Genomic DNA, 25,676 nt, shown 5'->3' on the forward strand with positions numbered 1-25,676 from the left:
TCACGGTTCGGGGGAGGAGCGCTCAATCATGGCGTCGCGGAAGGACGAGCTCAACGCCTACACGTTCGCCAAGCGCCGCACGGTCGCGGCCTTCCTCCAACCCAGCCCGACCGGCACCGAGGAGGGCGCCCCGCGTCCGTTGCGCGCCGTCGTGCCCGGCATGGTGGTGGGCGCGCTGGTGCTCGCCGGGTTCGGCGCCTGGGGTCTCTTCCGGCCCGCCGTGCCCGAGGGCTGGGACGAGCCGGGACGCAACGTCATCATCGGCAGCGACTCCACCACCCGTTACGTCGTCCTGGAGACCGAGGGCGGCGGTGCCCAACTCCACCCGGTGCTCAACCTCTCCTCCGCCCGCCTCCTCCTCGGCGACCCCGGCGAGGTCGACATCGTCAGCGTCGACGAGGCCGAGCTCGACAGCGGAACCATCCCCCGCGGCCCCACCCTCGGCATCCCCTACGCCCCCGACCGGCTGCCGTCCGCCGAGGACTCGGCCGAGGCCAAGCGCTGGGCCGTCTGCCAACAGCCGCGCGACGGAGGCGGATACCAGCAGGCCGTGTTCGTCCTCGCCGACCGCGACGCGGACCGCGTCGAGGGCCCCCTGCGACTCACCGAGGGGCAGGTGCTGTACGTGCGGTCCACCGAGGACGACGCGGGCTACCTCGTCGACAGCACCGGCACCAAGTACCGGATCGGCGAGACCGATCCCACCAACCTCGCCGTGCTGCTCCGCCTGCTCACGGACGAGCGGCCGCCGCAACCGGTCAGCCAGGAGTGGCTCGACACCCTCGCCGACGGCTCCCCGATCGCCTTCCCCCAACTCAGCGCCCCGGTCGGCACCCCGGCCGGCGTGCCCGGCCTCGAACCGGCCGCCGACCAGGTCGGCATGGTGTTGACCGCGGCCACCGGCAGCGGCCGGCAGAACTACCTCGTGCTGCCAGGACAGGTCGTGCCGATCTCCGAGTTCACCGCCCACCTGATGCTCAACAGTCCCCACACCGAGGCGCTCGGCCAGCGCGGCACCGCGTTCTCGGTCAGCGCGCCGACCCTCACCCCGGCACCGCCCGAGCAGAGCATCGACCACGACCTCGACTGGCCCCGCACCATGATCAGCCAGGTCAACGGTCCCGAACGGGACACCGTCTGTTCCGTCCTGCTCTCCGTCGACTCCGAGGACGGCTCGACCGAGGTCGCCACCTGGGCGGGCACCGACTACCCGGCCACCATCGCCTCGGGCGCCGCCACCGCCTACGTCACCCCCGGATCCGGGCTCCTCTACCGCCAGGTGCAGGGCGAACAGGCCGAGGCCGGCGGCGTCTTCCTGGTCACCGACACCGGCCTGCGCCACTCCGTGCAGACGACCGCCACCGGCACCGAGGAAGAGGAACAGGCACAGATCAAGCTCGGCTACGGCGACGTGACCCCGGTGCCGGTGCCGGCCCACTGGTCGCAGTTCCTGCCGACCGGCCCCCGCCTCGACATCGCGAGCGCCGAGCGGCCGCAGGGATCATGACCATGCGCCGACCCTCCGGCGCCGCCGCCGCGCTCGCCCTGCTGACCGCCGCCACCCTGCTCGGCGGCGCCCCGACCGCCCACGCCACCCAGTGCGTCTTCCCGGCCGAACCGATCGAGGAGCGCCCCTGGTCGCTCCAGCGCGTCCGGCTCGACCAGCTGTGGGCCGTCAGCCGCGGCGACGGCGTCAGCGTGGCCGTCATCGACAGCGGCGTCGACACCAGCAATCCGCAACTCGCCGGCGTCGTCGCGGCCGAGCGCGGCGCCGACCTCACCGACGAGGAAGGCGACCAGACCACGGACCGGGTGGGCCACGGCACCAAGGTCGCCGGCATCATCGCCGCCCAGGAGCGGGACGACACCGGCTTCGTCGGCCTCGCCCCCGGGGCCACCATCATCCCCATCCGGGCCAGCGACGCCGAGGGCGAAGGCGACGTGGCCACCCTCACCGCCGCCATCCGGCACGCCGTCCAGGCCGGCGCCGACATCATCAACATCTCCCAGGACACCGACGCCGCGCTGTCCGAGGACTCCGCCCTGCGCCAAGCCGTCGACGCCGCGCTCGCCGCCGACATCGTCGTGATCGCCTCGGCCGGCAACGAAGGCGCCGACGGCGAACAGCGCGACACCTTCCCGGCCGCCTACGACGGCGTGCTGGCCGTGGCCGCCTCCGACCGCAACAACGAGCGCGCGCCCTTCTCCCAGTCCGGCGACTTCGTCGGCATCGCCGCGCCCGGCGTCGACATGGTCTCCACCGTGCCGCTCGGCGGCCATTGCGTCGACAACGGCACCAGCTTCGCCGCCCCCTACGTCGCGGGCGTCGCCGCCCTGCTGCGTGCCGCGGAACCCGACTGGACCGCCCCGCAGGTCGTCGCCCACCTCCAGCAGACCGCGGAACGCGCCATCCCCGGGCCCGACCCCCACGTCGGCTGGGGCGTGGTCGACCCCGTCCGCGCCCTCACCGAGCGCCCCGCCGACCCGCCGACCGAACCGGTGCCCGACGAAGCCGCGCCCGCCGCACCGGCGCCCGAGGTCCCCGACCTCGTCCTCGGCGAGACCCACGCCGAACGCGCGGAGCGGCTCGGCACCTACGCCGTGCTGGCCGGCGCCGTGCTCACCGCCGTGATCTCGGGAATCGCCCTGGTCGGCCGCGACCGGCGCCGCCGGCGCGCCTGAAAACCGGGCGCGGGCGCGTGCCCCCGTGTGGCACGCTCGCGCGCATGCCGCAACCACAGCCGTCCTGGACGCTCGACGAACTCGCCCACGCGGGCCCCGAACACCTCGACCCCGCCTTCGTCGCCGGCTTCGACCGCAAGCAGGGCTATCCCGACCCGACCGACGACCTCGACGCCCTCCGCGCCCACGGCGTCGGTCCGGACGCGACCGTGGTCGACCTCGGCGCCGGCACCGGCCGCTTCGCCCTCGCCGCCGCCCGGATCTTCGGCCGGGTGGTGGCCGCCGACGTCTCCCCGGCCATGCTGGCCACCATCCGCACCCGCGCCGCCGAGGCGGGCCTGACCACCCTCGACTGCGTCCAGGCCGGCTTCCTCAGCTACGACCACCAGGGCACACCGGCCGACGCCGTGCACACCAGGCACGCGCTCCACCAACTGCCGGACTTCTGGAAGACCATGGCCCTGCACCGCATCGCCGCCATCCTGCGGCCCGGCGGCGTGCTACGGCTCCGCGATCTCGTCTACGACTTCGAACCGGCCGAGGCCGAAGCGGTGTTCGCCGGCTGGTTCGCCGCCGCGGCCGACCGCGACCCGGCCGAGGGCTACACCCCCGAGGACTACGCGGAACACATCCGCACCGAGCACAGCACCTACCGCTGGCTCCTCGAACCGATGCTCACCCGCGCCGGCTTCGAGATCGTCGACGTCACCTTCGAGGCACGCCTCTTCGGCACCTACACGTGCCTGCGGCGCTAGGCCGGCTGTTCCGGCTCCTCGATGTCGAACTCGCCATCCCGGGCGCCCAGGACGAACGCCTCCCACTCGGCGTCGGTGAAGCGCAGCACCGTGTTCGGATCCTTCGAGTTCCGCATGCCGACGCCGCCGCCCGGCAGGTAGGCGATCTCCACCTTCTCGTCCTGCGGCCCGTCGGGCGCGCTGAGCCACTCCACCCCCGAGATGTCCCGCGAGTACAACTCGTCCCGCTCACGCTCCTTACGCGCGGCGATCTCCTCCGGCGTCTCCGTTGTGGCCATCAGCGCAACTCCTCATCGTTCACAGCGTCGACGAACGCTCGCGAGGCGGACACCGTCACGGTCGGACACGCCACCTCGGCACGCTTGGAATCCCGCACCGCGACGGTGGCCCCATCGGCCGCGATCTCGGCGCAGTCGCCGCCGGTGTCGCCGCTGTAGCTGGATTCACGCCACCTCAGGGCCTTCGCCATAGCGCTCCTTCGTCACCCGGGCGATCAGCTCCGCCGACTCCTCGACGGAGAGGGCAGCGGCCTGTAGGTGATCGTACCGCAGCGCACGGTCACGGACCCTGGCCTCGTCGACGGCCGCGACGCCCCCGTCACAGCCCTCGGCGTAGCCGGTTCAGAACGTGCGCAGCCACCAGTCGGTCCCGAGCAGCAGCGCGAAGCCGGTCACCAGAACGGCCATCCCCAACCGCGTCCGTCCCCGGCGGCTCATCTCGATGACCGACCCGGAAACGACGAACGCGGCGCCGTACAGCCCCAGGGACCGCAGGGACGACCCGTCGCCGAGCTGGACGACGAGCATGACCGCCATCGCCACCATCGCCCCCGCGGCGATCCCCATGCGCAGCCGGCGCGCCTGGCGCGGGGTGAGCCCCTGCTGTGTCGATGTCACGACAGAAGCATAGGCGTTCGGCCCTCTGGGCTGCAGGTACTCAGCACCATCTGAGTACGGACACGGATGTGACCGGACGGTACGGTAACTATCATCCCTGTAACGCTTGTTCGTATTCGCGTTGCCCGCGCGCGGCGTCACCGGTTTAGGATGATGGCCCTCGGTGATCAAGGGGGCACAAGGTGTTGAGGAGGGGGGCGGGGTGACTGACGATCCGCGTGCGCCGACGGGGCAGGCGGGCCTCTTCGTCGGTGACGGCGCGCTGAGCGGCTTCGCCGGGCGGCTCGGTGAGATCGAGGCAGCGCTTCAGGACAGCGGAATCACCATCTCCACCATCGCGCGGCTGCGCCTCGAGCGCGGCAGCTTCGGCGAAGGGGTGGTGGCCCTGTCGGACCTGCCGGCGCGCTACGAGTCGGTGCTGGCTCGGCTGGAGGACTTCGTGCGGATCCGGCAGGAGGCCATGGAAGCCCTCGGCATCGTGACGCTGCTCTCCGAGCGGGGCTACGAGGCTGTCGAACTGGAGCAGCGGCAACGGCTGCACGCGATCATGGCGGGTTGGGAAGAGCGCTACGCGACCGACCGGGCGGGCGACGGCCCCGACCGGCGGTGACGCGGCGCGATCGACGAAGAGAGGCACGTGACGCATGTCGAACCCGAATCTGACGTTCGGCTCGGATCCGGTCGGTCGTCTGGAGAGCAGGATGGGCGACGTGATCAGCGAACTCGGCGGTATCCGTTCCCGAGTGAGCGGCGCGAGCGCTGACGCGCAGGCCGGATGGACGGGCGAGGCGGCGGCCGAGGCCGCCCGGGCCGCCGCCGAGATGGACGGGGTCCTCAGGAGGCTCACCGGCTCGCTCGAGAACCTGCGCGAGCTCGTCCAGATGAGCGCCGCCGGCTTTACCGCGGCGGAACAGCAACAGGCCGCTGACGTCCGGGCCGCCGCGGCCGGCCTCAACGACGGCATCGCCAGCCGCTGACCAGGGAGGGGAATGATCATGGTCAATCTCAGCGTGAACTACGGGTCGCTCACGACGGGTTCCGAGGGCCTGAACCAGCAGGAGCGGGCCCTGCTCGAGAAGATCGAGACCCTGCACGCCGAACTCCTCGCCGTGGGCGGGGGGTGGGAGGGTGAGGCCCAGAGGGCGTTCCAGGCGAACATGGCCGTCTTCACCCAAGAACTGGAACACCTGGCCCGGATCCTCGGGCGTACCGGTAACCAGCTGTCCGAGTCCGCGTATGCCTACGCCGAGGCGGACCGCCGTGGTGCCGCCCAGGCCGAGGGGATGAGGCCCTGAGGGCTTCCGACACTGTTGACGAACATGGGTGGTGCCGGCCTCGCGCCGGCACCACCCATGCGGTTGAGGGAGTGCAGGAACCATGTCCTTTCAACAGGAGTGGGCCGCGATCCAGGCAAGAGCACGCCAGGAGACCGCTCACACGCGGCTGAACAGTACGGGCGGCCAAGGCGGCGGGGACGCCGACCTCGAGATACACGGTGCGGAACTCTCGGAGATCCAGGGCAGTGCCGACGACCTGGCCAACGACCTCGACGCGTTGGGGCACACCGCCGAGAACCAGACCCACGTGGCGGGGATCTTTCTGCGCACCCCGGGCTTCGAGACGGGGGACGCCCTCATCGAAGTGGCCACTCGGTGGCGGTCCCAGGCGGACTCCCTGCGCGACGCCTGCCTGCGCATCTCCGGGCACCTCCAGGACACGGTGCGGACGTACACCGTGGTCGAGCAGGAGACGGCCGCCGCCGTCCAGCAGGCGAGTTCGGGGCTGAATCCCCGCCTCACGGGCGCGGTATAGACGGAGATCGCGGTGCCAGGCTTTGAAGACGTGCTGCAGATGCGGCTGGAGAAGCTGAACGAGGCCGTGGACGACTGGGACAGACAGGTCCGCGCCTTCGAGAGCGACTCGGGAATGGTGGGCAAGGCCACGACCATGGCCCAGCGCGCGCGAACGGTCAACTGGGCCGGCGCCAACGCCTCCGTCACCCTCCCCTATGTGACCGAGCAGGCCGAGCAGTTCGACGCCGCCCTCACCCAGGCCCGCACCCTGCGCGAACTGTGCCGTGACGCGTACAGCCGCCTGAAGTCCCGGCAGGACGCCCTGCGTGAGGTCGTCGAGGTCGAGGCCCGCACGCGCGGCGTCCACGTCCGCGCATCCGGCGAGGTCACCGCCGACTACGACGGCCTCGACGACAGGACTCGCCGCGAGCGGCAGGACTCCGTCATCGAGATCTCCGCGAAGATCGAACGCATCCTGGCCGCGGTCGCCGAAGACGACGCGATCATCGCCCAAGCCCTGCGCGACGCGATGGGCACCGACCCGCTCCGCTTCGCCCCCGTCGACTACGGCTCCCTGAACGAGGCACAACGCGCCTACGAAGACGCACAGGAGTTTCTGACCCTGGCGGAACGCGGCGCCGAACTCACCGACGGCGAGATCGGCATCGCCAACTCCCTGCTCAGCCGGTACGCGAACGACCCGGCCTTCGCGGAACGCGTGGCCACCGGCCTGGGCGCGGCGGGCACACTGACCTTCTGGACCGACCTGACCAACTACCGAAGGCCCACCCCCGATTCGGGAGAGTGGGCACTGCTCGCCAGCTTCCAGGAGAACCTCGGCACCGTCCTGGGAACCGCCACCCGCTCCGACTCGCCGGCGATGGAACGCTGGGAGGACGAGATGCTCACCCTCGCCCCCAACCGCCTGAACGGCGCCCCCGACGCGCCCTATGGCTTCCAGGTCATCAGCGCCCTGATGAACGCCGGCGAGTACGACACCGACTTCCTGCTCGCCTACGGCGACAAGCTTCTCGACTTCGAGCGCGCAGATGACCGCCGCGCCTCCCAGCTGTGGGATAGCCCCTACCTCCCCCAGCTCAACTTCCCTACCGAACGCGACGACGAGGGCAACCTCATCGATGCGGGCAACATTGGCCGTGACCCGGTCATCGGCTTCCTCAACGCCCTCGGCCACAACCCTGACGCCTCCACGCAGTTCTTCGCACCGCCGAATGACTTCGACCCGACGGCCAGCGTGGACATCACCGACGCGGACTCGGTACGCGAGAACCGTGACCGCCTCAACGACCACCTCGCCTATCTGGCCACCGAGCGTGAGTGGTGGACCAGTGTGGAGCACCAAGGACCCCCTGATCCCCGTCCCGCGCATCCGTCGCTGGGCAACGCACTCCTGGCAGCCACCACCGGGCATGCGTCAGCTGATTTGCTCGGCGGAGCCGGAGAAACAGCGCTCGTTACCGATTTGCGTTCTACCCATACCTCTGCCGTGATGGAACAGGTTGTCCAACTCTACGGCGCCCACGATCCGCGCCTGCTCGACGAACAGCCCGAGATGGCCGGTCGTCTGGGACTCATGGCCGCCGCGTACGTGGACGACATCGACTACGTGATCTCGATGGCTGGGCAAAGCGCTCCAGAGGTATCGGACAGCGCTTTCGCTTCCCCCTACGACGGCCGGCTCGACAACAGCCGCCGAGCCGCCATCGAGTTCTTGGACGCTTTGGGACATCACGAGGAATCCCACCGCATCATGAGCCAGGCCCAACACGTCTACACGCTTGGCAATCTCGATGCCTTTCCCCCCGATGATCAAGAAGCCTTCGCGCGAGGAGAGCGTTCTTTGCGCACCGCCGCCGAGGTGCGTGGAATCCTCGACGGTGCACGGATCAGTCAGATCGAGGCGGACTATGGGGCGGGCACCGAGGCTGCGAGGGGAGCCGAGCAGCAAGCGGCGAGTTGGTGGAAAGCCGGCAGCAATGCTCTCATCGGTATCGGCACCGGTGCGGCTGCGGCCGCCGTGGCGGGCAGTTCAGGCCCTGTGGCCGTGGTGGTGCCCATCGCCGCCTCGACGGCTGGTGTTTTCCTCGGGGAGTTCTTCGGCCAGTCGATCGATGGTTCGGCAGGCGGGGAGGCCGATCGCGGAGCTCAAGACATGATGACCGGAGACCTCCGCGAGGATACCGAGATCCAGTTGGGCGACCTTGCCGGGATGTACGAGGAGAGAGCTGCTGCGTCCCTGGATGCGAACAGCCTCCACGACGACGTTAAGAACCAGTACTGGAACGGGGTCGATGTGAGTAATCAGTATGACGAGCAACCGAATGAAGGCTGATATGTCCACCACTCGATCTTCGAGGTCTCAGTATGGCTCGCGGTTGCTCGTCTCGTGGGCGATCATCAGTGCGCTCACGGTGGCTTCCTGTGCGTCGGATCCCGAAGACGACGCTTCGGCCACCGAGCCGTCGAGCGGCGTGCCGGCCACGCAGGTCTGCGACGGGACGATCTCACAAGCCGCAGCGGGCGAGTTCGAGGAGATCACTGGTCGCGACGAATTCCGCGACAGTGGGTACCGGTCGGCGACCTCCCCGGACCTGGCTGGGTTCCTCGAAGTCCTCCGCGAGTCAGCGAGCCGTTGGGAAGGATTCTGCCGCGTCTACGGTGCGGACGAGGAACGCCCGATCGCAACCCTCGAATTCGGCTGGCGGGAAGCAGTGACATCTAACGGCGAAACGGATCCGTCCGAAGTTGCGTACGCCACAGGCGAGTACGCCTATACACAGGACGGCTCCGCCTTCCTCGAGTTCGCATGCCCGGTGGACTCCGTTCCGGGAGGCTACCTGGCCGGCGACCTGTTCACCTACGACGTGGCGGCCGGCGACGGCCACATCGCGGTGCTCAACTCCGTCTCCCGCGCGGTGGCCGAGAGGTTCGGTTGCCTCGACGAGTCAGGTCTAGCTGAGGGCGCGCCTGAGCGGCTCGCCGGCTGACCAACTGGAGAGCGCGGGGGCGGACGGACACGTGTGGGAGTCGGCAGCCCCAGCGTTGACGGGCGTGGTGGCGCGCCACCAGCCATTATCTCTCGCCTGGTGGCGACGCAGTGCCGACGTATACCGGCACCGCTGCCGCCCGTTCCACACCACCCAAGCGACTACGGCGGCCCCTATGGCCAGTCCGCCGCCCGGCCACCAACCAGATGGCCTGGCTTCCCCGAGCGGCGCCCGGCGACTGCGCTTCGCGTCAATCCTCCGGCAGCCATCCCAACTGCACCAGCGGATTGTCCCGGCGGCGGGTCACGAGTTGGGCGCGGCCCGGGGGGAGGGGGCGGGCGCGGGTGCCGTGGAGGAGGTCGCCCTCGCGGGGGTCGCCGGAGAGGATCAGGCCCTGGGCGCTCAGGTCGCGCATGCGCTGGATGAGCGGGTCGAAGGACGCGCGGGAGAAGCCGGCGGCGTTGCGGGCGACGATCACCGAGATGCCCACGTCCCTGGCGTAGGGGAGGTGCGCGGCCAGCGCGGCCAGCGGGTTCGCGGCGGAGGCCGAGGCGAGGTCGTGGTCGTCGACGATGATGAACATGCGTGGGCCACTCCACCAGTTGCGGGCGCGTAGTTCCTCGATCGTGATGTCGTCCTTGGGCGCCCGCTTCTCGAAGAGGTAGAGCAGCGACCGGACGTCCGTTTCGAGCTTGGCCTCCGTCGTCGCGTAGCCGCCGACGTGGTTCTCCGGGGCGGCGGCCATGAGCGAGCGACGGAAGTCCGTGATCGCGAACACGGCGTCCTCGGGACCGTAGCGTTCGGTGAGCTTCTGCATGATCAGGCGCAGCGCCGCCGTCTTGCCCACCTCGTTCTCACCGATGACGAGCAGGAACGGGTCCCGGTCGAAGTCGATGAACACGGGCCGCAGATCCGCCTCGCCGATGCCGATCGGGATGCCCGCGTTCGGGTGCTCGAACCCCTTGGGCAGGTCCTGGGCCAGCAGGCGCTCGGGCAGGGTTCGCAACGTCGGCGCGGTGGGCCCCGTCCAGCCGTCGCGCACCGCGGCGACCAGGGAGGCCGTCCCCGCCGCCAGGTCATCCGCCCGGGCCACCCCGTCCAGTCGAGGCAGCGCCGAGATCCAGTGCAGCCGGTCCGGGGTCTGGCCGCGGCCTGGGATGTCGGCCGGGATGGCCGCTGCGACCTTGCGGTCGAACTCCGACTCCAACCTGTCACCCAGGCGCAGTTCGAGCCGGTTCGCCAACTGGTCCTTCAACGCCGGCCGCATCTCCAGGTAGCGCGCCGCCGTCACGACGAGGTGGACGCCGTAGCCGAGGCCACGCGCCGCGATGTCCGTGACCACCGGTTCCAGCGTCATGTCGTAGTCCTGCTTGAACGCCGCCCAGCCGTCGATCACCAGGAAGACGTCGCCCCAGGACTCGTCGGGCAGGCGGCCCTCGGCGCGCAGCCGCCGGTAGGTCGCGATGGAGTCGATGCCGTGCCGGCGGAAGTACTCCTCGCGGCCGGCCAGCACGCCCGCGACCTCGGCCACCGTGCGGCGGACGCGGTCCGGGTCGAGGCGGGAGGCGACGCCGCTGACGTGCGGCAGGTCGGCCACGGCGGTCAGGCCGCCGCCGCCGAAGTCGAGGCCGTAGAACTGGACCTCGCGCGGGGTGTGGGTGAGCGCGAACGAGGCGACCAGCGTGCGCAGCAGGGTGGACTTGCCCGACTGCGGGCCGCCGACGATCAGCATGTGGCCGCCGGCGCCCGAGAAGTCGCGGAAGAGGACCTCGCGGCGCTGCTCGAACGGCCTGTCCACCAGGCCGAGCGGCACGGAGAGGGTTCCGGAACGGCCCGGGGCCTGGAGGCCCCGACCCTCCAACTCCCTCAGCTCCGGCAGCAGTTCGTCCAGCGTGGGCGCGGAGTCGAGCGGCGGCAGCCACACCTGGTGGGCGGCCGGGCCCCGGCCTTCGAGGCGGCGCACGATCACGTCGAGCACGGTCTCCGACAGCGGATCGTCCGCGACCACCGGGGGCGCGGCCGGCGCCGGCGCCGGCTCCTCGAACCGAACCGGCACCGGCGCGGCGGTGAAGAGCACCGGTCGACGGTGGACGGGGCGCGGCCCGGCGGACGCAGGCCGGGCCGCCGGCTCCCGGTACGAGCCCGAGACATAGGCCGCCTTGAAGCGGACCATCTCCTCGGTGCCGAACTTGAGGATGCCGGAGCCCGGGATCTGCGGGAGGTGGTAGGCGTCCGGCGTGCCGATCGCGGTGCGGGACTCGGCGGCCGAGAAGGTGCGCAGGCCGATCCGGTAGGAGAGGTAGGTGTCGAGGCCCTTGAGTCGGCCCTCCTCCAACCGCTGCGAGGCCAACAGCAGATGGACGCCGAGCGAGCGCCCGATGCGGCCGATCTGGATGAACATGTCGATGAAGTCCGGCTTGGCCGTGAGGAGTTCGGAGAACTCGTCGATGACAAGCACCAGCGAGGCCAGCGGTTCGAGCGGGGCGCCGGCGGCCCGCGCCTTCTCGTACTCGTGCAGGTTGGCGTAGTTGCCCGCGGCCCGCAGCAGCTCCTGGCGGCGCTGCAGCTCGCCGCGGATCGAGTCGCCCATCCGGTCGACCAGCGTCAGGTCGTCGGCCAGGTTGGTGATGACCGCCGACACGTGCGGCAGCCCGGCCATCCCGGTGAAGGTGGCGCCGCCCTTGAAGTCGGCGAGCACGAAGTTCAGCGTCTCCGAGGTGTGGGTGACGGCCAGGCCGAGCACCAGGGTGCGCAGCAGCTCCGACTTGCCCGAGCCGGTGGCGCCCACGCACAGGCCGTGCGGGCCCATGCCCTCCTGGGCCGCCTCCTTGAGGTCCAGCATCACCGGCTGGCCCTCCTCGTCCACCCCGATCGGCACCCGCAGCCGCTCGCCGGCGCCGCGCGGCCGCCAGGTGCGGGCCGTGTCCACGGCCGCCGGGTCGCCGAGGCCGAGCAGCTCGGCGAAGTCCAGGTCGGCCAGGAGCGGTTCGTCCTCGTCGGCCGCGGTGCCGAGCCGCAGCGGCGCGAGCTGCCTGGCCAACGCCTCGGCCGCGGGCAGCGACAGCACGTCGGGCACGCCCTCGTAGTACGAGCCGTCGGGCGACGTCAGGCGCAGCTCACCGGGTCCCGACCACACCGTCAGGCCCGCCCGGCGCTCGTCGGCGGACCGGCCGCCGGGACTGACCTCCACGACGGTGACGCCCTGGATTCCCTCGGCCGCCGCGAACGCCGAGTGTGGCGGCACCCGAGCCCCGTCCAACAGCAGCACCACGTGCGGCTGGTCGAGCACCGGCTTGCCGTTGGCCGAGAACCGGCCCCGGCCCTCGAGCCCCGAGGCGAGACGCTCCTCCACCTCCGACACCGTTCGCCCGACGAGCCGCTGCGTGCCGGCCCCGTCGAACGTGGCGAGCTGCGCGTGCGGCAGCCACTTCACCCACTCCCAGTCCCCGGCCGCCTCGGCCGAGGTCACCACCGCCAGCGTCATGTCCTCCGGCGAGTGCAGCGCGACCAGCGAGGCGACCAGCGAACGGGCCGTGCCCCGGGCCGCCTCGGCCTCGCCGGTGACCGTCAGGTGGTAGAAGCCGCGCAGCGACACCGCCACCGGCAGCCCGCCGATCGTGCCGTGGGTGTCGAGGAAGCGCCGCATGGAACGCGCCGTCAGCGGTTCGAGCTCGTCGACCGGCGCCGTCTCGGGCGCCACCAGCGGCGTGGCGAGCTGGTGCTCGCCGAGGCCCGCCCGCACCTGGCCGAAGTCGGCGTCCCCGGGGCGCCGTTCCCACACCCGGCTGCCCTCGGCGACCAGCGCCCACAGCTGTTCCGGCGCCGGGTGCAGGTACAGCTGGGTGTCCCGCTGCTCGCGCGCCGTCTCCCGCACCCGCGTCCTGGTGCGCGCCAGGTACTTGAGGTAGTCACGGCGCAGCTGCGCCATCTGCCCCTGGGTGCCGCGCCGGAACCGCACCACCATCGCGATCAGCATGCCGATCGTGGACACCAGCATCAGCAGGCCCATCACCCGCATCATCGGCGCGGCGTTCGGCATGAAGAAGAACACCACCGAGGAGCCCATGCCCAACATCGGCACGAGCTGCATCAACACGCCCTCCTGCTGCCCCCTGGGCAGTTCGGGCGGCGGCAGCAGGGTCACGGGCTCGTCCGGGATCCTGTCAGGCAACGACCTCGGCGGACGCTTGACCACGATCTGGCTCACGAAGTCCCCCCGCGGCGACGGCTGGTAGTCGTTTGGTGTCGTCGGGCGACAGATCCTAGTGCAGAGCGGTTTCGCCCCGGCGTGCCCATGGGACCGCGCTCTGCCGATAGGGTTGGCGGCCGCAGTCCGTGGGCCTGGCACGAGGGGGATACGTTCCGTGAGCACGACGACCGCAGCCACCGGTTACTGCCGGGTCACCGTCGCCGCGCCCGACAGCCGCACCGACATGGCGCTGCCCGAGGACATCCCGCTCGCCGACCTGTATCCAGAGATCCTCCGCCTCACCGGCCGGGCCCCCGACCCCGGCGCCCCCGTCGGCTACCACCTGGTGCGCCGCGACGGCACCGTGCTCGACGGCGCGCGCACGCTCGGCGCCCAGCGCGTTCTCGACGGCGACGTGCTGACGCTGCGGCCGTTCGCCGACTCGCTGCCGCCGCCCGTCCACGACGACGTCACCGACGCCATCGCCGAGGCCGTCACCCACGACCGGCGGCTGTGGAACGAGCGGCTGCTGCGCACCGCGGGGCTCACCGCCGCCGGCGCGCTGGCCGTGCTCACCGCCCTGGTGCTCTGGTACGCCGACCCCGTCCGGCACGAGACGCACGGCCTGCCCGGCGTGCTGGCGGCGATCCTCGCCGTGCTGTTCGCCTCCTTCGCCGCCGTCCGCGCCCGCGTCTACGACGACGCGGCCGGCGCCCTGACCGCGGGGCTCGCCGCGCTGCCGCACGCGCTGGTCGCCGGCACCGGAGCGCTGCCGCTCGACGAGGGCCACGGCGTCGGCCGCCTCGAACTGCTCCTCGGCTGCCTCGCCGTCCTGGTGGTGTCGGCCGCCCTGGTCGCCGCCGTGCCCGGGCTCGCCGGCTGGTTCGCGGCGGCCGCCTGCGCCGCGGCGCTCGGCGCCCTCACCACCTTCGGCGCCATCCTCACCGAGGCCACCCCCGCCGCGGCCGCCGCCGTCAGCGTCCCGGTCGCCCTCGGCACGCTCGCTTTCCTGCCCGCGCTCTCGGCCGCCGTCGTCCGGCTGCCCATCGGCTACGTCGCGCCCCGCCCCGGCTACGAGAGCCCGGGCCAGGAGCCGGCCCAGGCCGGCGCCGTCGACACCGAGCGCATCGCGGCCCAGGCCCGCCGCGGCCATCAGATCCTGCTCGGCCTCACCGGCGGCTGCGCCGCGCTGGCCACCGTCGCCGCCGGCGTCCTCGGCTTCTCCGCCGACGGCTGGGCGCAGCTCCTCGCACTCGCCGCCGGCCTGGCCCTGCTCACCCGCGCCCGCCTCTTCCGCTACGCCGTTCAGGTGGTGGTGCTGCTGGTCGCCGGCCTCGGCTCCCTGGCGCTGCTGGTCGCCGGCTTCGCGCTGGACGCCGAGGGCTCCGGCGGCCTGCGGGTGCTGTGGCTGACCGCCGCGCTCACCGCCGCCGCCTGCCTCCTCGTCGCGATCGCCCTCATCGTGCCGCGCGCCGGCCTCACCCCCTTCTGGGGCCGGGCGCTCGACCTCGCCGAGGGCGCGGTGCTGCTCTCCCTGATCCCGCTCTGCCTGGCCGTCCTCGACGTCTACACCAGGGTCCGCGGCCTGACGGGCGACTGACCGGCCGCCCCGCGACCAGGGGCCGATGTGCCAGGGGACGCGGATCTGTTGTACGGTGCTCACTGGCCGTTTGCGTACGCGCCCCCGGAGTCTTCTGGAGGAAGCGCTCAGCGGACCCCGCCTCCCGAGTTCCGGAAGCTCCCCTGCGGTTCAGACCAGGGGCACTCGGTGGCAATCACTCATCATTCGAGGAGTACGTGTGTCGTCGCTCGACGCCGCCACCAAGCAGCAGATCATCGCCGAGTTCGCCACCAAAGAAGGCGACACCGGCTCCCCCGAGGTTCAGGTCGCGCTGCTTTCCCGCCGCATCTCGGACCTCACCGAGCACCTGAAGACCCACAAGCACGACCACCACTCCCGCCGGGGCCTGCTGCTCCTGGTGGGTCAGCGCCGGCGCCTGCTCCAGTACCTGGCGCGCAAGGACATCCAGCGCTTCCGGACCCTGGTCGAGCGCCTGGGCATCCGCCGCGGCGCGGCGGGCGCCCGGTAACACGCCCCAGAGGGAGCGGCCACCGCACGCGGCGGCCGCTCCTTCGCCGTATCCGCTGATGCCGGATCCGGCGATCCCGGCCGGTGCCCCCACCGGGGGGTGGAAACCGAGCCGGGAACCCGATGCCTTTGTAGGCTGGTCCCGTACGGCACGCGCCATACAGGACACAGGAGACACGTACGAGGCGGAGCGCCTTCCGAACCGTCGCCGGTCCTCGGTAGTGGCCCCCGGGCGTCGCCCCGGGAGCTTCGATCGATGGCCGGCCAGTGCGGGGGTGCTCCACCGCCGACGCCGCCGCCACCGGGCGGGGGCGAGCAGAGGAGACAGACACAGGTGGAGAACGAGACCCACTACGCCGAGGCCGTCATCGACAACGGCCCGTTCGGCACCCGCACCATCCGCTTCGAGACCGGCCGCCTCGCCAGGCAGGCCGCCGGCTCCGCCGTCGCCTACCTGGACGACGACACCATGGTCCTCTCGGCCACCACGGCCTCCAAGAACCCCAAGGACCAGCTGGACTTCTTCCCGCTCACCGTCGACGTCGAGGAGCGGATGTACGCGGCCGGCAAGATCCCCGGCTCCTTCTTCCGGCGCGAGGGCCGCCCCTCCGAGGACGCCATCCTCACCTGCCGGCTCATCGACCGCCCGCTGCGCCCCTCCTTCCGCAAGGGCCTGCGCAACGAGATCCAGATCGTCGAGACGATCATGGCGCTCAACCCCGACCACCTCTACGACGTGGTCGCGATCAACGCCGCCTCCTGCTCCACCCAGCTGGCCGGGCTGCCGTTCTCGGGCCCGATCGGCGGCACCCGGGTCGCCCTGATCCGCGGCCAGTGGGTCGCCTTCCCGACCCACACCGAGCTGGAGGAGGCCGTCTTCGACATGGTGGTGGCCGGCCGGGTCCTGCCCGACGGCGACGTCGCCATCATGATGGTCGAGGCCGAGGCCACCGAGAAGACGATCGAGCTGGTCAGGGGCGGCGCCACCGCCCCCACCGAGGAGGTCGTCGCCGCCGGTCTCGAGGCCGCCAAGCCGTTCATCAAGGTCCTCTGCCGCGCCCAGTCCGACCTGGCCGCCAAGGCCGCCAAGCCGACCGGCGAGTTCCCGATCTTCCTGGACTACCAGGACGACGTGTTCGAGGCGCTGAGCGCCGCCGTCCGCGACGAGCTGGCCCAGGCGCTCACCATCGGCGGCAAGCAGGAGCGCGAGACCGAGCTCGACCGGATCAAGTCGGTCGCCGCCGAGAAGCTGCTGCCGCAGTTCGAGGGCCGCGAGAAGGAGATCTCCGCCGCCTACCGCTCCCTCACCAAGCAGCTGGTCCGCGAGCGCGTCATCCGCGACAAGGTCCGCATCGACGGCCGCGGCGTCACCGACATCCGCACCCTGGCCGCCGAGGTGGAGGCCATCCCGCGGGTGCACGGCTCGGCCCTCTTCGAGCGCGGCGAGACCCAGATCCTGGGCGTCACCACGCTGAACATGCTGCGCATGGAGCAGCAGCTGGACACCCTCTCGCCGGTGACCCGCAAGCGCTACATGCACAACTACAACTTCCCGCCCTACTCCACCGGTGAGACCGGCCGCGTCGGCTCCCCGAAGCGCCGCGAGATCGGCCACGGCGCGCTGGCCGAGCGGGCGCTCGTCCCGGTGCTGCCCAGCCGCGAGGAGTTCCCCTACGCGATCCGTCAGGTCTCCGAGGCGCTCGGCTCCAACGGCTCGACCTCCATGGGCTCGGTCTGCGCCTCCACCATGTCCCTGCTGAACGCGGGCGTGCCGCTGAAGGCGCCGGTGGCCGGCATCGCGATGGGCCTGATCTCCCAGGAGATCGAGGGCGAGACGCACTACGTCACCCTCACCGACATCCTCGGCGCCGAGGACGCGTACGGCGACATGGACTTCAAGGTCGCCGGCACCCGGCAGTTCGTCACCGCCCTCCAGCTCGACACCAAGCTGGACGGCATCCCGGCCTCGGTGCTCGCCGCCGCCCTCAAGCAGGCGCGCGACGCCCGGCTGCACATCCTGGACGTGATGAGCGAGGCCATCGACGTCCCGGACGAGATGTCCCCCAACGCGCCGCGGATCATCACGGTGAAGATCCCGGTCGACAAGATCGGCGAGGTCATCGGCCCCAAGGGCAAGATGATCAACCAGATCCAGGAGGACACCGGCGCCGACATCACCATCGAGGACGACGGCACCATCTACATCGGCGCCGCCGACGGCCCCTCCGCCGAGGCCGCCCGCACCACGATCAACGGCATCGCCAACCCGACGATGCCCGAGGTCGGCGAGCGCTACCTGGGTACCGTCGTCAAGACCACCACCTTCGGCGCCTTCGTCTCCCTGCTCCCCGGCAAGGACGGCCTGCTGCACATCTCGCAGATCCGCAAGCTGGCCGGCGGCAAGCGCGTGGAGAACGTGGACGACGTGCTCGGCGTGGGCCAGAAGGTCCAGGTCGAGATCGCCGAGATCGACCAGCGCGGCAAGCTGTCCCTCGTCCCCGTGCTGGACGAGGAGGAGCCCGCCGCCGAGGCCACCGAGAAGGACGCCACCGAGAAGTGAGCCGACCGACCGGTACGGAGACGGCCCGCCCCACCGATCCGGTGGGGCGGGCCGTGCCCCGTCCACGCCACAGCGACGGAACGACGGTCCAGCGGACCGTGCTGCCCTCGGGTCTGCGGATCCTCACCGAGACGGTGCCCGGGGTGCGCTCCGTGTCGTTCGGGATCTGGGCCCGGGTGGGCTCCCGCGACGAGACCCCGGCCCAGGGCGGCGCCACCCACTACCTGGAACACCTCCTCTTCAAGGGCACGAGCCGGCGCACCGCGCTGGAGATCTCCTCGGCCATCGACGCCGTCGGCGGCGAGATGAACGCCTTCACCACGAAGGAGTTCACCTGCTACTACGCCCGCGTCCTCGACAGCGACCTGCCGCTCGCCGTCGACATCGTCTGCGACATGCTCACCGGCTCGCTGCTCCCGGCCGAGGAGGTGGACGCCGAGCGTGACGTCATCCTCGAGGAGATCGCGATGACCGAGGACGACCCGAGCGACGGCGTCCACGACCTCTTCGCGCACACGCTCTTCGGCGACAGCCCGCTCGGCCGTCCCGTGCTGGGCACCGTCGACACGGTCAACGCGTTGACCAGGGACCGCATCGCCCGCTTCTACCGGCGGCACTACGACCCGACCCGGCTGGTGGTCACCGTCGCCGGCAACGCCGAGCACGCCACCGTCGTCGACCTGGTGACGGCCGCCTTCGACCGGGCCGGCGCGTCCGGCACCGGCGCCGAGCCCGTGGGCCCGCGCGGCGGCCACCGCGAGGTGCGCCCCGCCGGCCGGGTCGACATCGTGGAGCGCCGCACCGAGCAGGCACACCTGGTGCTCGGCATGCCCGGCGTCTCCCGGCACGACGAGCGGCGCTGGGCGCTCGGCGTGCTGTCCACCGCGCTCGGCGGCGGGATGAGCTCGCGGCTCTTCCAGGAGATCCGCGAGAAGCGCGGTCTCGCCTACAACGTCTACGCCCACACCTCCGGCTACGCGGACTGCGGCCTGTTCGGCGTCTACGCCGGCTGCCGGCCCGACCGGCTCGACCAGGTGCTCGACATCTGCCGACAGCAGCTCGCGGAGGTCGCGGAGAAGGGGCTCGCCGACGAGGAGGTCGAAAGGGCCATCGGCCAGCTGGCGGGGTCCACCGTGCTCGGCCTGGAGGACACCGGTTCCCTGATGCACCGGCTCGGCAAGAGCGAGATCTGCTGGGGCCAGCAGCTCTCGGTCGACGAACTGCTGGCGCACATCGCGGCGGTCACCCCGGACGACGTGCGCCGGGTCGCCCGCGAGGTACTGGGGCAGCGCCCCTCGCTGTCCGTCATCGGCCCGCTGAACGACCGGCGCGCCGCGCGCCTGACCGAGGCGATGTCCTAGGCCCCGGGGCCTCGGAGCCGCGGGAAAGAACGCTGGGGAAGGAACGGATACGTGATGAGCAAGCAGCGGGTGGCGATCATCGGCGCCGGCGGCCGGATGGGCGTCGAGGCCGTCCGCGCCGTCGGGGCGGCGGACGACATGGAGCTGGTCGCCACGCTGGGTCGGAACGACAAGCTGGAGACCCTGACCGAGGCGGGCGCCGAGATCGCCGTCGACCTCACCCACCCCGACGCGGTGATGGCCAACCTGGAGTTCTGCGTCCGGCACGGCATCCACGGGGTGGTCGGCACCACCGGGTTCACCGACGAGCGTCTCGCGACGCTGCGCGGCTGGCTGGCCGAGGCGCCGGGGGTCGGGGTGCTGATCGCGCCGAACTTCAGCATCGGCGCCGTGCTGACCATGCAGTTCGCCCGGCAGGCCGCCCGCTTCTTCGAGTCGGCCGAGATCGTCGAGCTGCACCACCCGGGCAAGGCCGACGCCCCCAGCGGCACCGCGGCCCGCACCGCCGAGATCGTCGCCGAGGCCCGCGCCGCGGCCGGCCTCGGCCCGCAGCCGGACGCCACAAGCAGCGCCCTGGACGGCGCGCGCGGCGCCGCCGTCGCCGGGGTGCCGGTGCACTCGGTGCGGCTCAGCGGCCTCGTCGCCCACCAGGAGGTGCTCTTCGGCGGGGACGGCGAGATCCTCACCATCCGCCACGACTCGATGAACCGTGGCTCCTTCATGCCGGGCGTGCTGCTCGGGATCCGCCGGATCGGCGGTGCCCCGGGGCTCACCCTGGGGCTTGAGCACCTGCTGGATCTGCACAGCCTGGATCTGGACGGCTAGCCGTGCGGGACAGGCTGCTCTTCCTGCTGCTCAGCGTGGTGCTCGTCGGCTACTTCGGTCTGGTCGGGCACCGCGGCGTGCTGCTGATCGGCGAGGGCACCTGGGTCACGGTGCCGCTCGGCGTCGCGGTGCTCGTGCTGCCGCTGCTCGGCGCGTGGTTCCTGTGGCGCAGCGCCCACTTCGTGCTGCGCGCCAACCGGCTGGCGCGGGAGCTGGAGGCCGAGGGCGGGCTGCCGGTGGACGACCTGGCCAGGACGCCCAGCGGTCGGGTCGACCGGGCGGCGGCCGACGCGGCGTTCGCGCGGCGGCGGGCCGAGACCGAGGCCAACCCGGGGGACTGGCGCTGCTGGTTCCGGCTCGCCGTCGCCTACCACGACGCCCGGGACACGCCCCGCGCCCGGAAGGCGATGCAGCACGCCATCGCCCTGCACGCGGGGCGCCCGCCGCGCTCCTGACGCGGCGAGGGCCGGTGAGGGCCTGTCTTTGGGATCTTCGTGGGCTCGCGACGAGCCCTCAGGCTGCGTTGCCCCCACGCCGCGGAGCGGCATATCGACGCCGCGCGAGTACGGCCAAGTACGAGCTGCGCTGCGGCTGACGTGCGGCTCCGCCGCGTGGGGCGCCTTGCCAGGCGGGCGCCATCCGCCGCTCGCTGATCCACGAAGATCCAAAAGACAGACCCTAGTGGCGGTTCTCGGCCGCCCAGGCCTCCAGCACGTCGGCGGCCCGCTCGAAGAGGTCCCGGCGGCCGAGGAAGTCGACGCTGTGGTCGGTGAGCAGGGGGGCGAGCGGCTCGCCCTGCCGGAGTTCGATCTGGACCGCCTGGCCCTGGACGCTCCGCGGCAGCCCGAGCCAGCGCACCGGCTGTTGGACGGTGCTGATCCGGGCGATGTCGCGCCAGCGCAGCGTCCGGGTGGTCAGCAGGCCGACGCGGCGCAGCCCGCGGCTGCTGACCCAGACGCCCATCCGCAGCAGCCGCAGTGAGAACAGGATGGTGAGGGCGGCGATCGCCACCGTGGCGGTGGCGCCGGCCAGCGTGCCGGCCACCGCGATGATCAGCGCGGATATCAGCATGTAGGCCGCTATCAGCAGGGTGAAGGCGGCGATGCCGACGCGCCACGGGCCGAGCCGGTAGGGGCGCCGCCACTTGCTCGGGTCGGGATGTGGGGGCACGACGTCCTGACCGGTTGCGGCGGTGTCACGGTCGGCCGAGAGAAAGGCAAGGGGCACGACGGGTCCTCGTTCGTATCACAGTCGGATCACACAGGGGACGGGCTGTGAACGGTGAGGCTATCGCGCTCAGGGATTGGTGGCCGCCTCCGGTGCCTGCGGAGCGGTCTGGTGCTCGACGTCGAGAGCGGGTCCGGCCAGCAGCAGGGCGCCGACGAGGCCGGAGATCACGACCAGGGCGAACAGCACGTGTCCGAGCAGCTGCCCGACGCCGGGGCGGGGTCGCCTGGGCCGGGTGACGTTGCTGGAGAAGTCGTCGTGATGCGTCATCTGGTCGCTCCCTCCCCTGAATGGACTCCCCCGAGTGAGTCAATACAAAGTTATCAGGTGAAGAATCCGACTCGATGCCCAGAGTCCGATTTGCCGGACGGCTGGAATCACTGTCGGTGCCGACGTCTAGGGTGGGGGCCGTGACCGACACCCCCAGCTTCCGCAGCGACATGACCGTCGAGTTGATCAAGCACAGCGCCTCCGACACGGACGTGCTCTTCGCGGCCCGCGTCTCGACGGCGGGTGAGCAGTCGCTGGACGAGCTCAGCAAGGACCCCGAGCGCTCCAAGGGCCTGATCAACTTCCTGATGCGCGACCGACACGGCAGCCCCTTCGAGCACAACTCGATGACCTTCTTCATCAGCGCGCCGATCTTCGTCTTCCGCGAGTTCCACCGGCACCGCGTCGGCTGGTCGTACAACGAGGAGAGTGGTCGTTACCGCCAGCTCGAGCCCGTCTTCTACGTGCCGGGGGAGGACCGGAAGCTCGTCCAGCAGGGGCGTCCGGGGAAGTACGAGTTCGTGCCCGGCACCCCCGAGCAGCACGCGCTGGTCACCAAGACCATGGAGGAGAGCTACCGCCAGTCCTACGCGGCCTACCAGGAGATGCTGGCCGCCGGCGTGGCCCGCGAGGTGGCCAGGGCGGCCCTGCCCGTCGGCCTCTACTCCTCGATGTACGCCACCTGCAACGCCCGCTCCCTGATGCACTTCCTCGGCCTGCGCACCAAGGACGAGCGGTCCCGGGTGCCTTCCTTCCCGCAGCGGGAGATCGAGATGGTGGCCGAGCTGATGGAGCGCGCCTGGGCCGGTCTCATGCCGCTCACGTACGCCGCCTTCAACGCCAACGGCCGGGTCGCCCCGTAGTCGACGCGGTCGGTGCGTTCATGTGGACCTCGGAAAACCTGATAGAAGTGTCACGTATTGCGACATTTCGCGAAGTTCATCTAGGGTGATTGAACGGACCCGGCGCTGTCTGAACCCCCGAGCAGGCAGCGCCGGGATCCACTCCTTGTCCGCCCCGCTGGGCTACTCCCCGCTGAGCTGCGAGTAGCGTGGAACCTATGGCTCCGACCTCCACACCGCAAACCCCCTTCGGGCGGGTCCTGACCGCCATGGTCACGCCATTCACGGCGGACGGCTCTCTCGACCTCGATGGCGCGCAGCGGCTCGCTGCCCACCTGGTGGACGCCGGCAACGACGGCCTGATCGTCAATGGCACCACCGGCGAATCCCCGACGACCAGCGATGCGGAGAAAGCCCAGCTCGTGCGCGCCGTGGTCGAGGCCGTGGGCGACCGCGCCCATGTGGTGGCCGGAGTCGGCACCAACGACACCAGGCACAGCATCGAGCTGGCCCGCGCCGCCCAGGCGGCCGGAGCCCACGGCCTGCTCACCGTCACCCCGTACTACAACAAGCCGCCGCAGGAAGGGCTCTACCAGCACTTCACGGCCGTCGCCGACGCCACCGAGCTGCCGGTCATGCTCTACGACATCCCCGGCCGCAGCGGCGTCCCCATCACCACCGAGACGATGACCAGACTCGCGGCCCACCCGCGCATCGTCGCCAACAAGGACGCCAAGGGCGACCTCGGCCGTGCCAGCTGGGCGATCGCCACCACCGGCCTCGCCTGGTACTCCGGTGACGACATGCTGAACCTGCCGCTGCTGTCGGTCGGTGCCATCGGCTTCGTCTCCGTCGTCGGCCACGTCGTCACGCCCGAGCTGCGCGCCCTGGTCGACGCCCACACCAGTGGGGACGTCGCCAAGGCCACCGAGATCCACCAGCGACTGCTGCCCGTCTTCACCGGGATGTTCCGCACCCAGGGCGTCATCACCTCCAAGGCCGCCCTGGCGATGCGCGGGCTGCCGAGCGGCCCCCTGCGGCTCCCCCTCGTCGGCCTCACCGAGGCCGAGACCGAGCAGCTCCGGCGCGATCTGGCGGCCGGCGGGGTACAGATCTGAGAACGGCCCGGAGCGCGACTCCGGAGAACAAGAGCGTCACCGCGAAGGTGATAACTGAATACCGACCATTGCACAGAGACACGCGCGCCACAGGCTCTCACCCGGGGGCGGTGGCGCGCGTGGTCAGGAGAGTCCATTGAGTCATCCCCATCCAGAACTCGGCCCCCCGCCGACGCTTCCTGAGGGTGGCCTACGTGTTACCCCGCTCGGCGGCCTCGGCGAGATCGGCCGCAACATGACCGTCTTCGAGTACGGAGGCCGGCTGCTCGTCGTCGACTGCGGCGTCCTGTTCCCCGAGCAGGAACAGCCGGGCGTCGACCTGATCCTGCCGGACTTCAGCTCCATCAGGGACCGCCTCGACGACATCGACGGCATCGTCCTCACCCACGGGCACGAGGACCACATCGGGGGCGTCCCCTACCTGCTCCGCGAGAAACCCGACATCCCGCTGATCGGCTCCAAGCTGACGCTGGCCCTGCTCGAGGCGAAGCTCCAGGAGCACCGCATCCGCCCCTACACCCTCGAGGTGAGCGAGGGCCACCGGGAGCGGATCGGCCCCTTCGACTGCGAGTTTGTCGCCGTCAACCACTCCATCCCCGACGCCCTGGCCGTCGCCATCCGCACCCCGGCCGGCATGGCCGTGCACACCGGCGACTTCAAGATGGACCAGCTGCCGCTCGACGGTCGCCTCACCGACCTGCGCGCCTTCGCCCGGTTGGGCGAGGAGGGCATCGACCTGCTGTTGTCGGACTCGACCAACGCCGAGGTCCCGGGCTTCGTGGCGCCGGAGCGCGAGATCTCCGGCGTCCTGCGCCAGGTCTTCGCGCGGGCCGAGAAACGCATCATCGTGGCCAGCTTCGCCAGCCATGTGCACCGCATCCAGCAGATCGTGGACGCCGCCTACGAACACGGGCGCCGCATCGCCTTCGTGGGCCGCTCGATGGTGCGCAACATGGGCATCGCCAGGGACCTCGGTTATCTGCGGGTTCCAGCCGGACTCGTGGTCGACGTGAAGACCCTGGACGACCTCGCGGACCACGAGGTGGTCCTCGTGTGCACCGGCTCGCAGGGCGAACCGATGGCGGCTCTCTCCCGGATGGCCAACCGCGACCACCAGATCAGGATCGTCGAGGGGGACACGGTCATCCTGGCCTCCTCGCTGATCCCGGGCAACGAGAACGCGGTGTTCCGCGTCATCAACGGACTGACCCGCTGGGGCGCCAACGTCGTCCACAAGGGCAACGCCAAGGTCCACGTCTCCGGCCACGCCTCGGCGGGCGAGCTGTTGTACTTCTACAACATCTGCCGGCCAAGGAACCTGATGCCCGTTCACGGCGAGTGGCGCCACCTGCGGGCCAACGCCGAACTCGGGGCGATGACCGGCGTTCCACCGGAGCGCATCGTCATCGCCGAGGACGGCATCGCGGTCGACCTCGTCGGCGGCAAGGCCAGGATCGTGGGCAAGGTCCAGGCCGGCTACGTGTACGTGGACGGCCTGTCCGTCGGCGACGTCGACGAGGCCAGCCTCAAGGACCGCCGGATCCTGGGCGACGAGGGGTTCATCTCGGTCTTCGTCGTGGTGGACAGCAGCACCGGAAAGATCGTCAGCGGACCGAGCATCCACTCCCGCGGCTCCGGCATCGAGGACTCGGACTTCGCCGCGGTCCTCCCGAAGCTCGACGAGGTCCTGTCCCGCTCCGCGCAGGACGGCGTGGTCGACCCGCACCAACTCCAGCAGCTGGTACGGCGAACCGTGGGCAAGTGGGTCTCCGACACCTACCGCAGGCGGCCGATGATCATGCCCGTGGTCATGGACGTCTGACGCTCCATCTGCCGGCGGAGCGCCCGGATTTGCATCCGGGCGCTCCGCTCAAGTACGTTTACGTCACCGCCGCGGGGGGAACCCCGAAGGGCCCCGGTCGCGGCGGTGCAGACGAAGGGAAGCCCGGAGGGCCTTGAGAGGGGTCCGAAGGTAGCGTCCGTTCCTTGAGAACTCAACAGTGTGCCAAGAAGTCAATGCCAGATTTTTTGATTGATCAATGCGAGAATCAAATTGTTCTC

Annotated in this window: 24 protein-coding genes; 18 read left to right on the plus strand and 6 right to left on the minus strand. The window is 71.1% G+C overall.

Going from position 1 to position 25,676, the window contains the following annotated elements:
* The first annotated feature begins 28 nt into the window (after positions 1-28).
* The 3 genes from eccB to ACFWI8_RS24975 are packed head-to-tail and all read left to right on the plus strand — an operon-like array spanning position 29 to position 3,437.
* Entirely contained in the window at positions 29-1,507 is a 1,479-nt protein-coding gene (gene eccB / locus ACFWI8_RS24965) for a type VII secretion protein EccB (RefSeq protein WP_387095470.1), read from the plus strand.
* A gap of 2 nt (positions 1,508-1,509) precedes the next feature.
* On the plus strand, positions 1,510-2,682 hold the full coding sequence (gene mycP, locus ACFWI8_RS24970) for a type VII secretion-associated serine protease mycosin (protein ID WP_387095473.1): 1,173 nt from the start codon (positions 1,510-1,512) through the stop codon (positions 2,680-2,682).
* A 44-nt stretch (positions 2,683-2,726) separates the two neighbouring features.
* On the plus strand, positions 2,727-3,437 hold the full coding sequence (locus ACFWI8_RS24975) for a class I SAM-dependent methyltransferase (protein WP_387095476.1): 711 nt from the start codon (positions 2,727-2,729) through the stop codon (positions 3,435-3,437).
* Here the strand turns inward: ACFWI8_RS24975 and ACFWI8_RS24980 are convergent.
* From ACFWI8_RS24980 to ACFWI8_RS24990, 3 genes are all read right to left on the minus strand, one after another.
* A complete protein-coding gene (locus tag ACFWI8_RS24980) occupies positions 3,434-3,715 on the minus strand; it encodes a DUF397 domain-containing protein (protein WP_387095479.1) in 282 nt (93 codons plus the stop codon). The two genes, ACFWI8_RS24975 and ACFWI8_RS24980, sit on opposite strands and share 4 nt — an antisense overlap.
* Positions 3,715-3,906 (minus strand): DUF397 domain-containing protein, encoded by a 192-nt coding sequence (locus tag ACFWI8_RS24985; protein ID WP_387095481.1) that lies wholly within the window; start codon positions 3,904-3,906, stop codon positions 3,715-3,717. The genes ACFWI8_RS24980 and ACFWI8_RS24985 overlap by 1 nt, the downstream gene beginning before the upstream one ends.
* 151 nt (positions 3,907-4,057) lie before the next feature.
* A complete protein-coding gene (locus tag ACFWI8_RS24990) occupies positions 4,058-4,333 on the minus strand; it encodes a hypothetical protein (protein ID WP_387095484.1) in 276 nt (91 codons plus the stop codon).
* Positions 4,334-4,535: 202 nt separating this feature from the next.
* On the opposite strand from ACFWI8_RS24990, the gene ACFWI8_RS24995 reads away from it, so the two are divergent.
* The 6 genes from ACFWI8_RS24995 to ACFWI8_RS25020 all read left to right on the plus strand — a co-directional run bounded on the left by ACFWI8_RS24995 (position 4,536) and on the right by ACFWI8_RS25020 (position 9,134).
* On the plus strand, positions 4,536-4,943 hold the full coding sequence (locus tag ACFWI8_RS24995; protein WP_387095487.1) for a hypothetical protein: 408 nt from the start codon (positions 4,536-4,538) through the stop codon (positions 4,941-4,943).
* Positions 4,944-5,034: 91 nt separating this feature from the next.
* Complete coding sequence (locus tag ACFWI8_RS25000; RefSeq protein ID WP_387095490.1) at positions 5,035-5,310, plus strand: hypothetical protein; 276 nt, start codon at positions 5,035-5,037, stop codon at positions 5,308-5,310.
* 18 nt (positions 5,311-5,328) lie between these two features.
* Positions 5,329-5,628, plus strand: coding sequence for a WXG100 family type VII secretion target (locus ACFWI8_RS25005; protein ID WP_387095493.1), 300 nt, complete (start codon positions 5,329-5,331; stop codon positions 5,626-5,628).
* Between the two features lie 82 nt (positions 5,629-5,710).
* Positions 5,711-6,145: a hypothetical protein gene (locus ACFWI8_RS25010; protein WP_387095496.1), complete on the plus strand. Its 435-nt coding sequence runs from the start codon at positions 5,711-5,713 to the stop codon at positions 6,143-6,145.
* 12 nt (positions 6,146-6,157) lie between these two features.
* Positions 6,158-8,479, plus strand: coding sequence for a hypothetical protein (locus tag ACFWI8_RS25015; RefSeq protein ID WP_387095499.1), 2,322 nt, complete (start codon positions 6,158-6,160; stop codon positions 8,477-8,479).
* Position 8,480: 1 nt separating this feature from the next.
* On the plus strand, positions 8,481-9,134 hold the full coding sequence (locus ACFWI8_RS25020) for a hypothetical protein (RefSeq protein ID WP_387095502.1): 654 nt from the start codon (positions 8,481-8,483) through the stop codon (positions 9,132-9,134).
* A 250-nt stretch (positions 9,135-9,384) separates the two neighbouring features.
* On the opposite strand, the gene eccCa is transcribed toward ACFWI8_RS25020, so the two are convergent.
* Positions 9,385-13,341 carry a type VII secretion protein EccCa gene (gene eccCa, locus ACFWI8_RS25025; protein ID WP_387095505.1) on the minus strand — a complete coding sequence of 1,319 codons (3,957 nt, stop codon included), beginning with the start codon at positions 13,339-13,341 and terminating at the stop codon, positions 9,385-9,387.
* Positions 13,342-13,498: 157 nt separating this feature from the next.
* On the opposite strand from eccCa, the gene eccD reads away from it, so the two are divergent.
* The 6 genes from eccD to ACFWI8_RS25055 all read left to right on the plus strand — a co-directional run bounded on the left by eccD (position 13,499) and on the right by ACFWI8_RS25055 (position 20,613).
* Entirely contained in the window at positions 13,499-14,923 is a 1,425-nt protein-coding gene (gene eccD / locus ACFWI8_RS25030; RefSeq protein WP_387095508.1) for a type VII secretion integral membrane protein EccD, read from the plus strand.
* Positions 14,924-15,122: 199 nt separating this feature from the next.
* Positions 15,123-15,413 carry a 30S ribosomal protein S15 gene (gene rpsO, locus ACFWI8_RS25035; RefSeq protein WP_132931842.1) on the plus strand — a complete coding sequence of 97 codons (291 nt, stop codon included), beginning with the start codon at positions 15,123-15,125 and terminating at the stop codon, positions 15,411-15,413.
* A 333-nt stretch (positions 15,414-15,746) separates the two neighbouring features.
* Entirely contained in the window at positions 15,747-17,972 is a 2,226-nt protein-coding gene (locus tag ACFWI8_RS25040; protein ID WP_387095512.1) for a polyribonucleotide nucleotidyltransferase, read from the plus strand.
* Positions 17,969-19,333 (plus strand): M16 family metallopeptidase, encoded by a 1,365-nt coding sequence (locus ACFWI8_RS25045; RefSeq protein WP_387095515.1) that lies wholly within the window; start codon positions 17,969-17,971, stop codon positions 19,331-19,333. Before ACFWI8_RS25040 ends, ACFWI8_RS25045 begins: the two co-directional genes overlap by 4 nt.
* A 54-nt stretch (positions 19,334-19,387) precedes the next feature.
* Entirely contained in the window at positions 19,388-20,158 is a 771-nt protein-coding gene (gene dapB, locus ACFWI8_RS25050) for a 4-hydroxy-tetrahydrodipicolinate reductase (RefSeq protein WP_387095518.1), read from the plus strand.
* A gap of 2 nt (positions 20,159-20,160) precedes the next feature.
* Positions 20,161-20,613: a hypothetical protein gene (locus ACFWI8_RS25055; RefSeq protein WP_311601228.1), complete on the plus strand. Its 453-nt coding sequence runs from the start codon at positions 20,161-20,163 to the stop codon at positions 20,611-20,613.
* A gap of 223 nt (positions 20,614-20,836) precedes the next feature.
* Here ACFWI8_RS25055 and ACFWI8_RS25060 read toward each other — a convergent pair whose 3' ends face one another.
* Together ACFWI8_RS25060 and ACFWI8_RS25065 are read right to left on the minus strand one after the other, a co-directional pair.
* Complete coding sequence (locus ACFWI8_RS25060; RefSeq protein WP_387095521.1) at positions 20,837-21,385, minus strand: hypothetical protein; 549 nt, start codon at positions 21,383-21,385, stop codon at positions 20,837-20,839.
* Positions 21,386-21,454: 69 nt separating this feature from the next.
* Positions 21,455-21,655 (minus strand): hypothetical protein, encoded by a 201-nt coding sequence (locus tag ACFWI8_RS25065; RefSeq protein ID WP_387095524.1) that lies wholly within the window; start codon positions 21,653-21,655, stop codon positions 21,455-21,457.
* Positions 21,656-21,825: 170 nt separating this feature from the next.
* Between ACFWI8_RS25065 and thyX the strand changes: the two genes are divergently transcribed.
* The 3 genes from thyX to ACFWI8_RS25080 all read left to right on the plus strand — a co-directional run bounded on the left by thyX (position 21,826) and on the right by ACFWI8_RS25080 (position 25,437).
* Positions 21,826-22,518 carry an FAD-dependent thymidylate synthase gene (gene thyX / locus ACFWI8_RS25070; RefSeq protein ID WP_311601276.1) on the plus strand — a complete coding sequence of 231 codons (693 nt, stop codon included), beginning with the start codon at positions 21,826-21,828 and terminating at the stop codon, positions 22,516-22,518.
* Between the two features lie 197 nt (positions 22,519-22,715).
* The gene (gene dapA / locus ACFWI8_RS25075) at positions 22,716-23,615 is read left to right on the plus strand and encodes a 4-hydroxy-tetrahydrodipicolinate synthase (RefSeq protein ID WP_387095527.1); all 900 of its coding nucleotides are present in this window, start codon (positions 22,716-22,718) and stop codon (positions 23,613-23,615) included.
* Between the two features lie 136 nt (positions 23,616-23,751).
* Positions 23,752-25,437 carry a ribonuclease J gene (locus ACFWI8_RS25080; RefSeq protein WP_387095530.1) on the plus strand — a complete coding sequence of 562 codons (1,686 nt, stop codon included), beginning with the start codon at positions 23,752-23,754 and terminating at the stop codon, positions 25,435-25,437.
* The last annotated feature ends 239 nt before the right edge of the window (positions 25,438-25,676 follow it).

The organism is Streptomyces sp. NPDC127098 (assembly GCF_042722465.1).
GTDB classification, from domain to species: domain Bacteria; phylum Actinomycetota; class Actinomycetes; order Streptomycetales; family Streptomycetaceae; genus Streptomyces; species Streptomyces millisiae.

What these genes read in the sequence shown, in the direction of transcription:
- ACFWI8_RS24980 (WP_387095479.1), bottom strand. Translation starts at nt 3,715, where the DNA reads ATGGCCACAACGGAGACGCCGGAGGAGATCGCCGCGCGTAAGGAGCGT.
- thyX (WP_311601276.1), top strand. Translation starts at nt 21,826, where the DNA reads ATGACCGTCGAGTTGATCAAGCACAGCGCCTCCGACACGGACGTGCTC.
- dapB (WP_387095518.1), top strand. Translation starts at nt 19,388, where the DNA reads ATGAGCAAGCAGCGGGTGGCGATCATCGGCGCCGGCGGCCGGATGGGC.
- ACFWI8_RS25010 (WP_387095496.1), top strand. Translation starts at nt 5,711, where the DNA reads ATGTCCTTTCAACAGGAGTGGGCCGCGATCCAGGCAAGAGCACGCCAG.
- ACFWI8_RS24985 (WP_387095481.1), bottom strand. Translation starts at nt 3,906, where the DNA reads ATGGCGAAGGCCCTGAGGTGGCGTGAATCCAGCTACAGCGGCGACACC.
- ACFWI8_RS25065 (WP_387095524.1), bottom strand. Translation starts at nt 21,655, where the DNA reads ATGACGCATCACGACGACTTCTCCAGCAACGTCACCCGGCCCAGGCGA.
- mycP (WP_387095473.1), top strand. Translation starts at nt 1,510, where the DNA reads ATGCGCCGACCCTCCGGCGCCGCCGCCGCGCTCGCCCTGCTGACCGCC.
- ACFWI8_RS25020 (WP_387095502.1), top strand. Translation starts at nt 8,481, where the DNA reads ATGTCCACCACTCGATCTTCGAGGTCTCAGTATGGCTCGCGGTTGCTC.
- ACFWI8_RS24975 (WP_387095476.1), top strand. Translation starts at nt 2,727, where the DNA reads ATGCCGCAACCACAGCCGTCCTGGACGCTCGACGAACTCGCCCACGCG.
- dapA (WP_387095527.1), top strand. Translation starts at nt 22,716, where the DNA reads ATGGCTCCGACCTCCACACCGCAAACCCCCTTCGGGCGGGTCCTGACC.
- eccB (WP_387095470.1), top strand. Translation starts at nt 29, where the DNA reads ATGGCGTCGCGGAAGGACGAGCTCAACGCCTACACGTTCGCCAAGCGC.
- ACFWI8_RS25000 (WP_387095490.1), top strand. Translation starts at nt 5,035, where the DNA reads ATGGGCGACGTGATCAGCGAACTCGGCGGTATCCGTTCCCGAGTGAGC.
- ACFWI8_RS25005 (WP_387095493.1), top strand. Translation starts at nt 5,329, where the DNA reads ATGGTCAATCTCAGCGTGAACTACGGGTCGCTCACGACGGGTTCCGAG.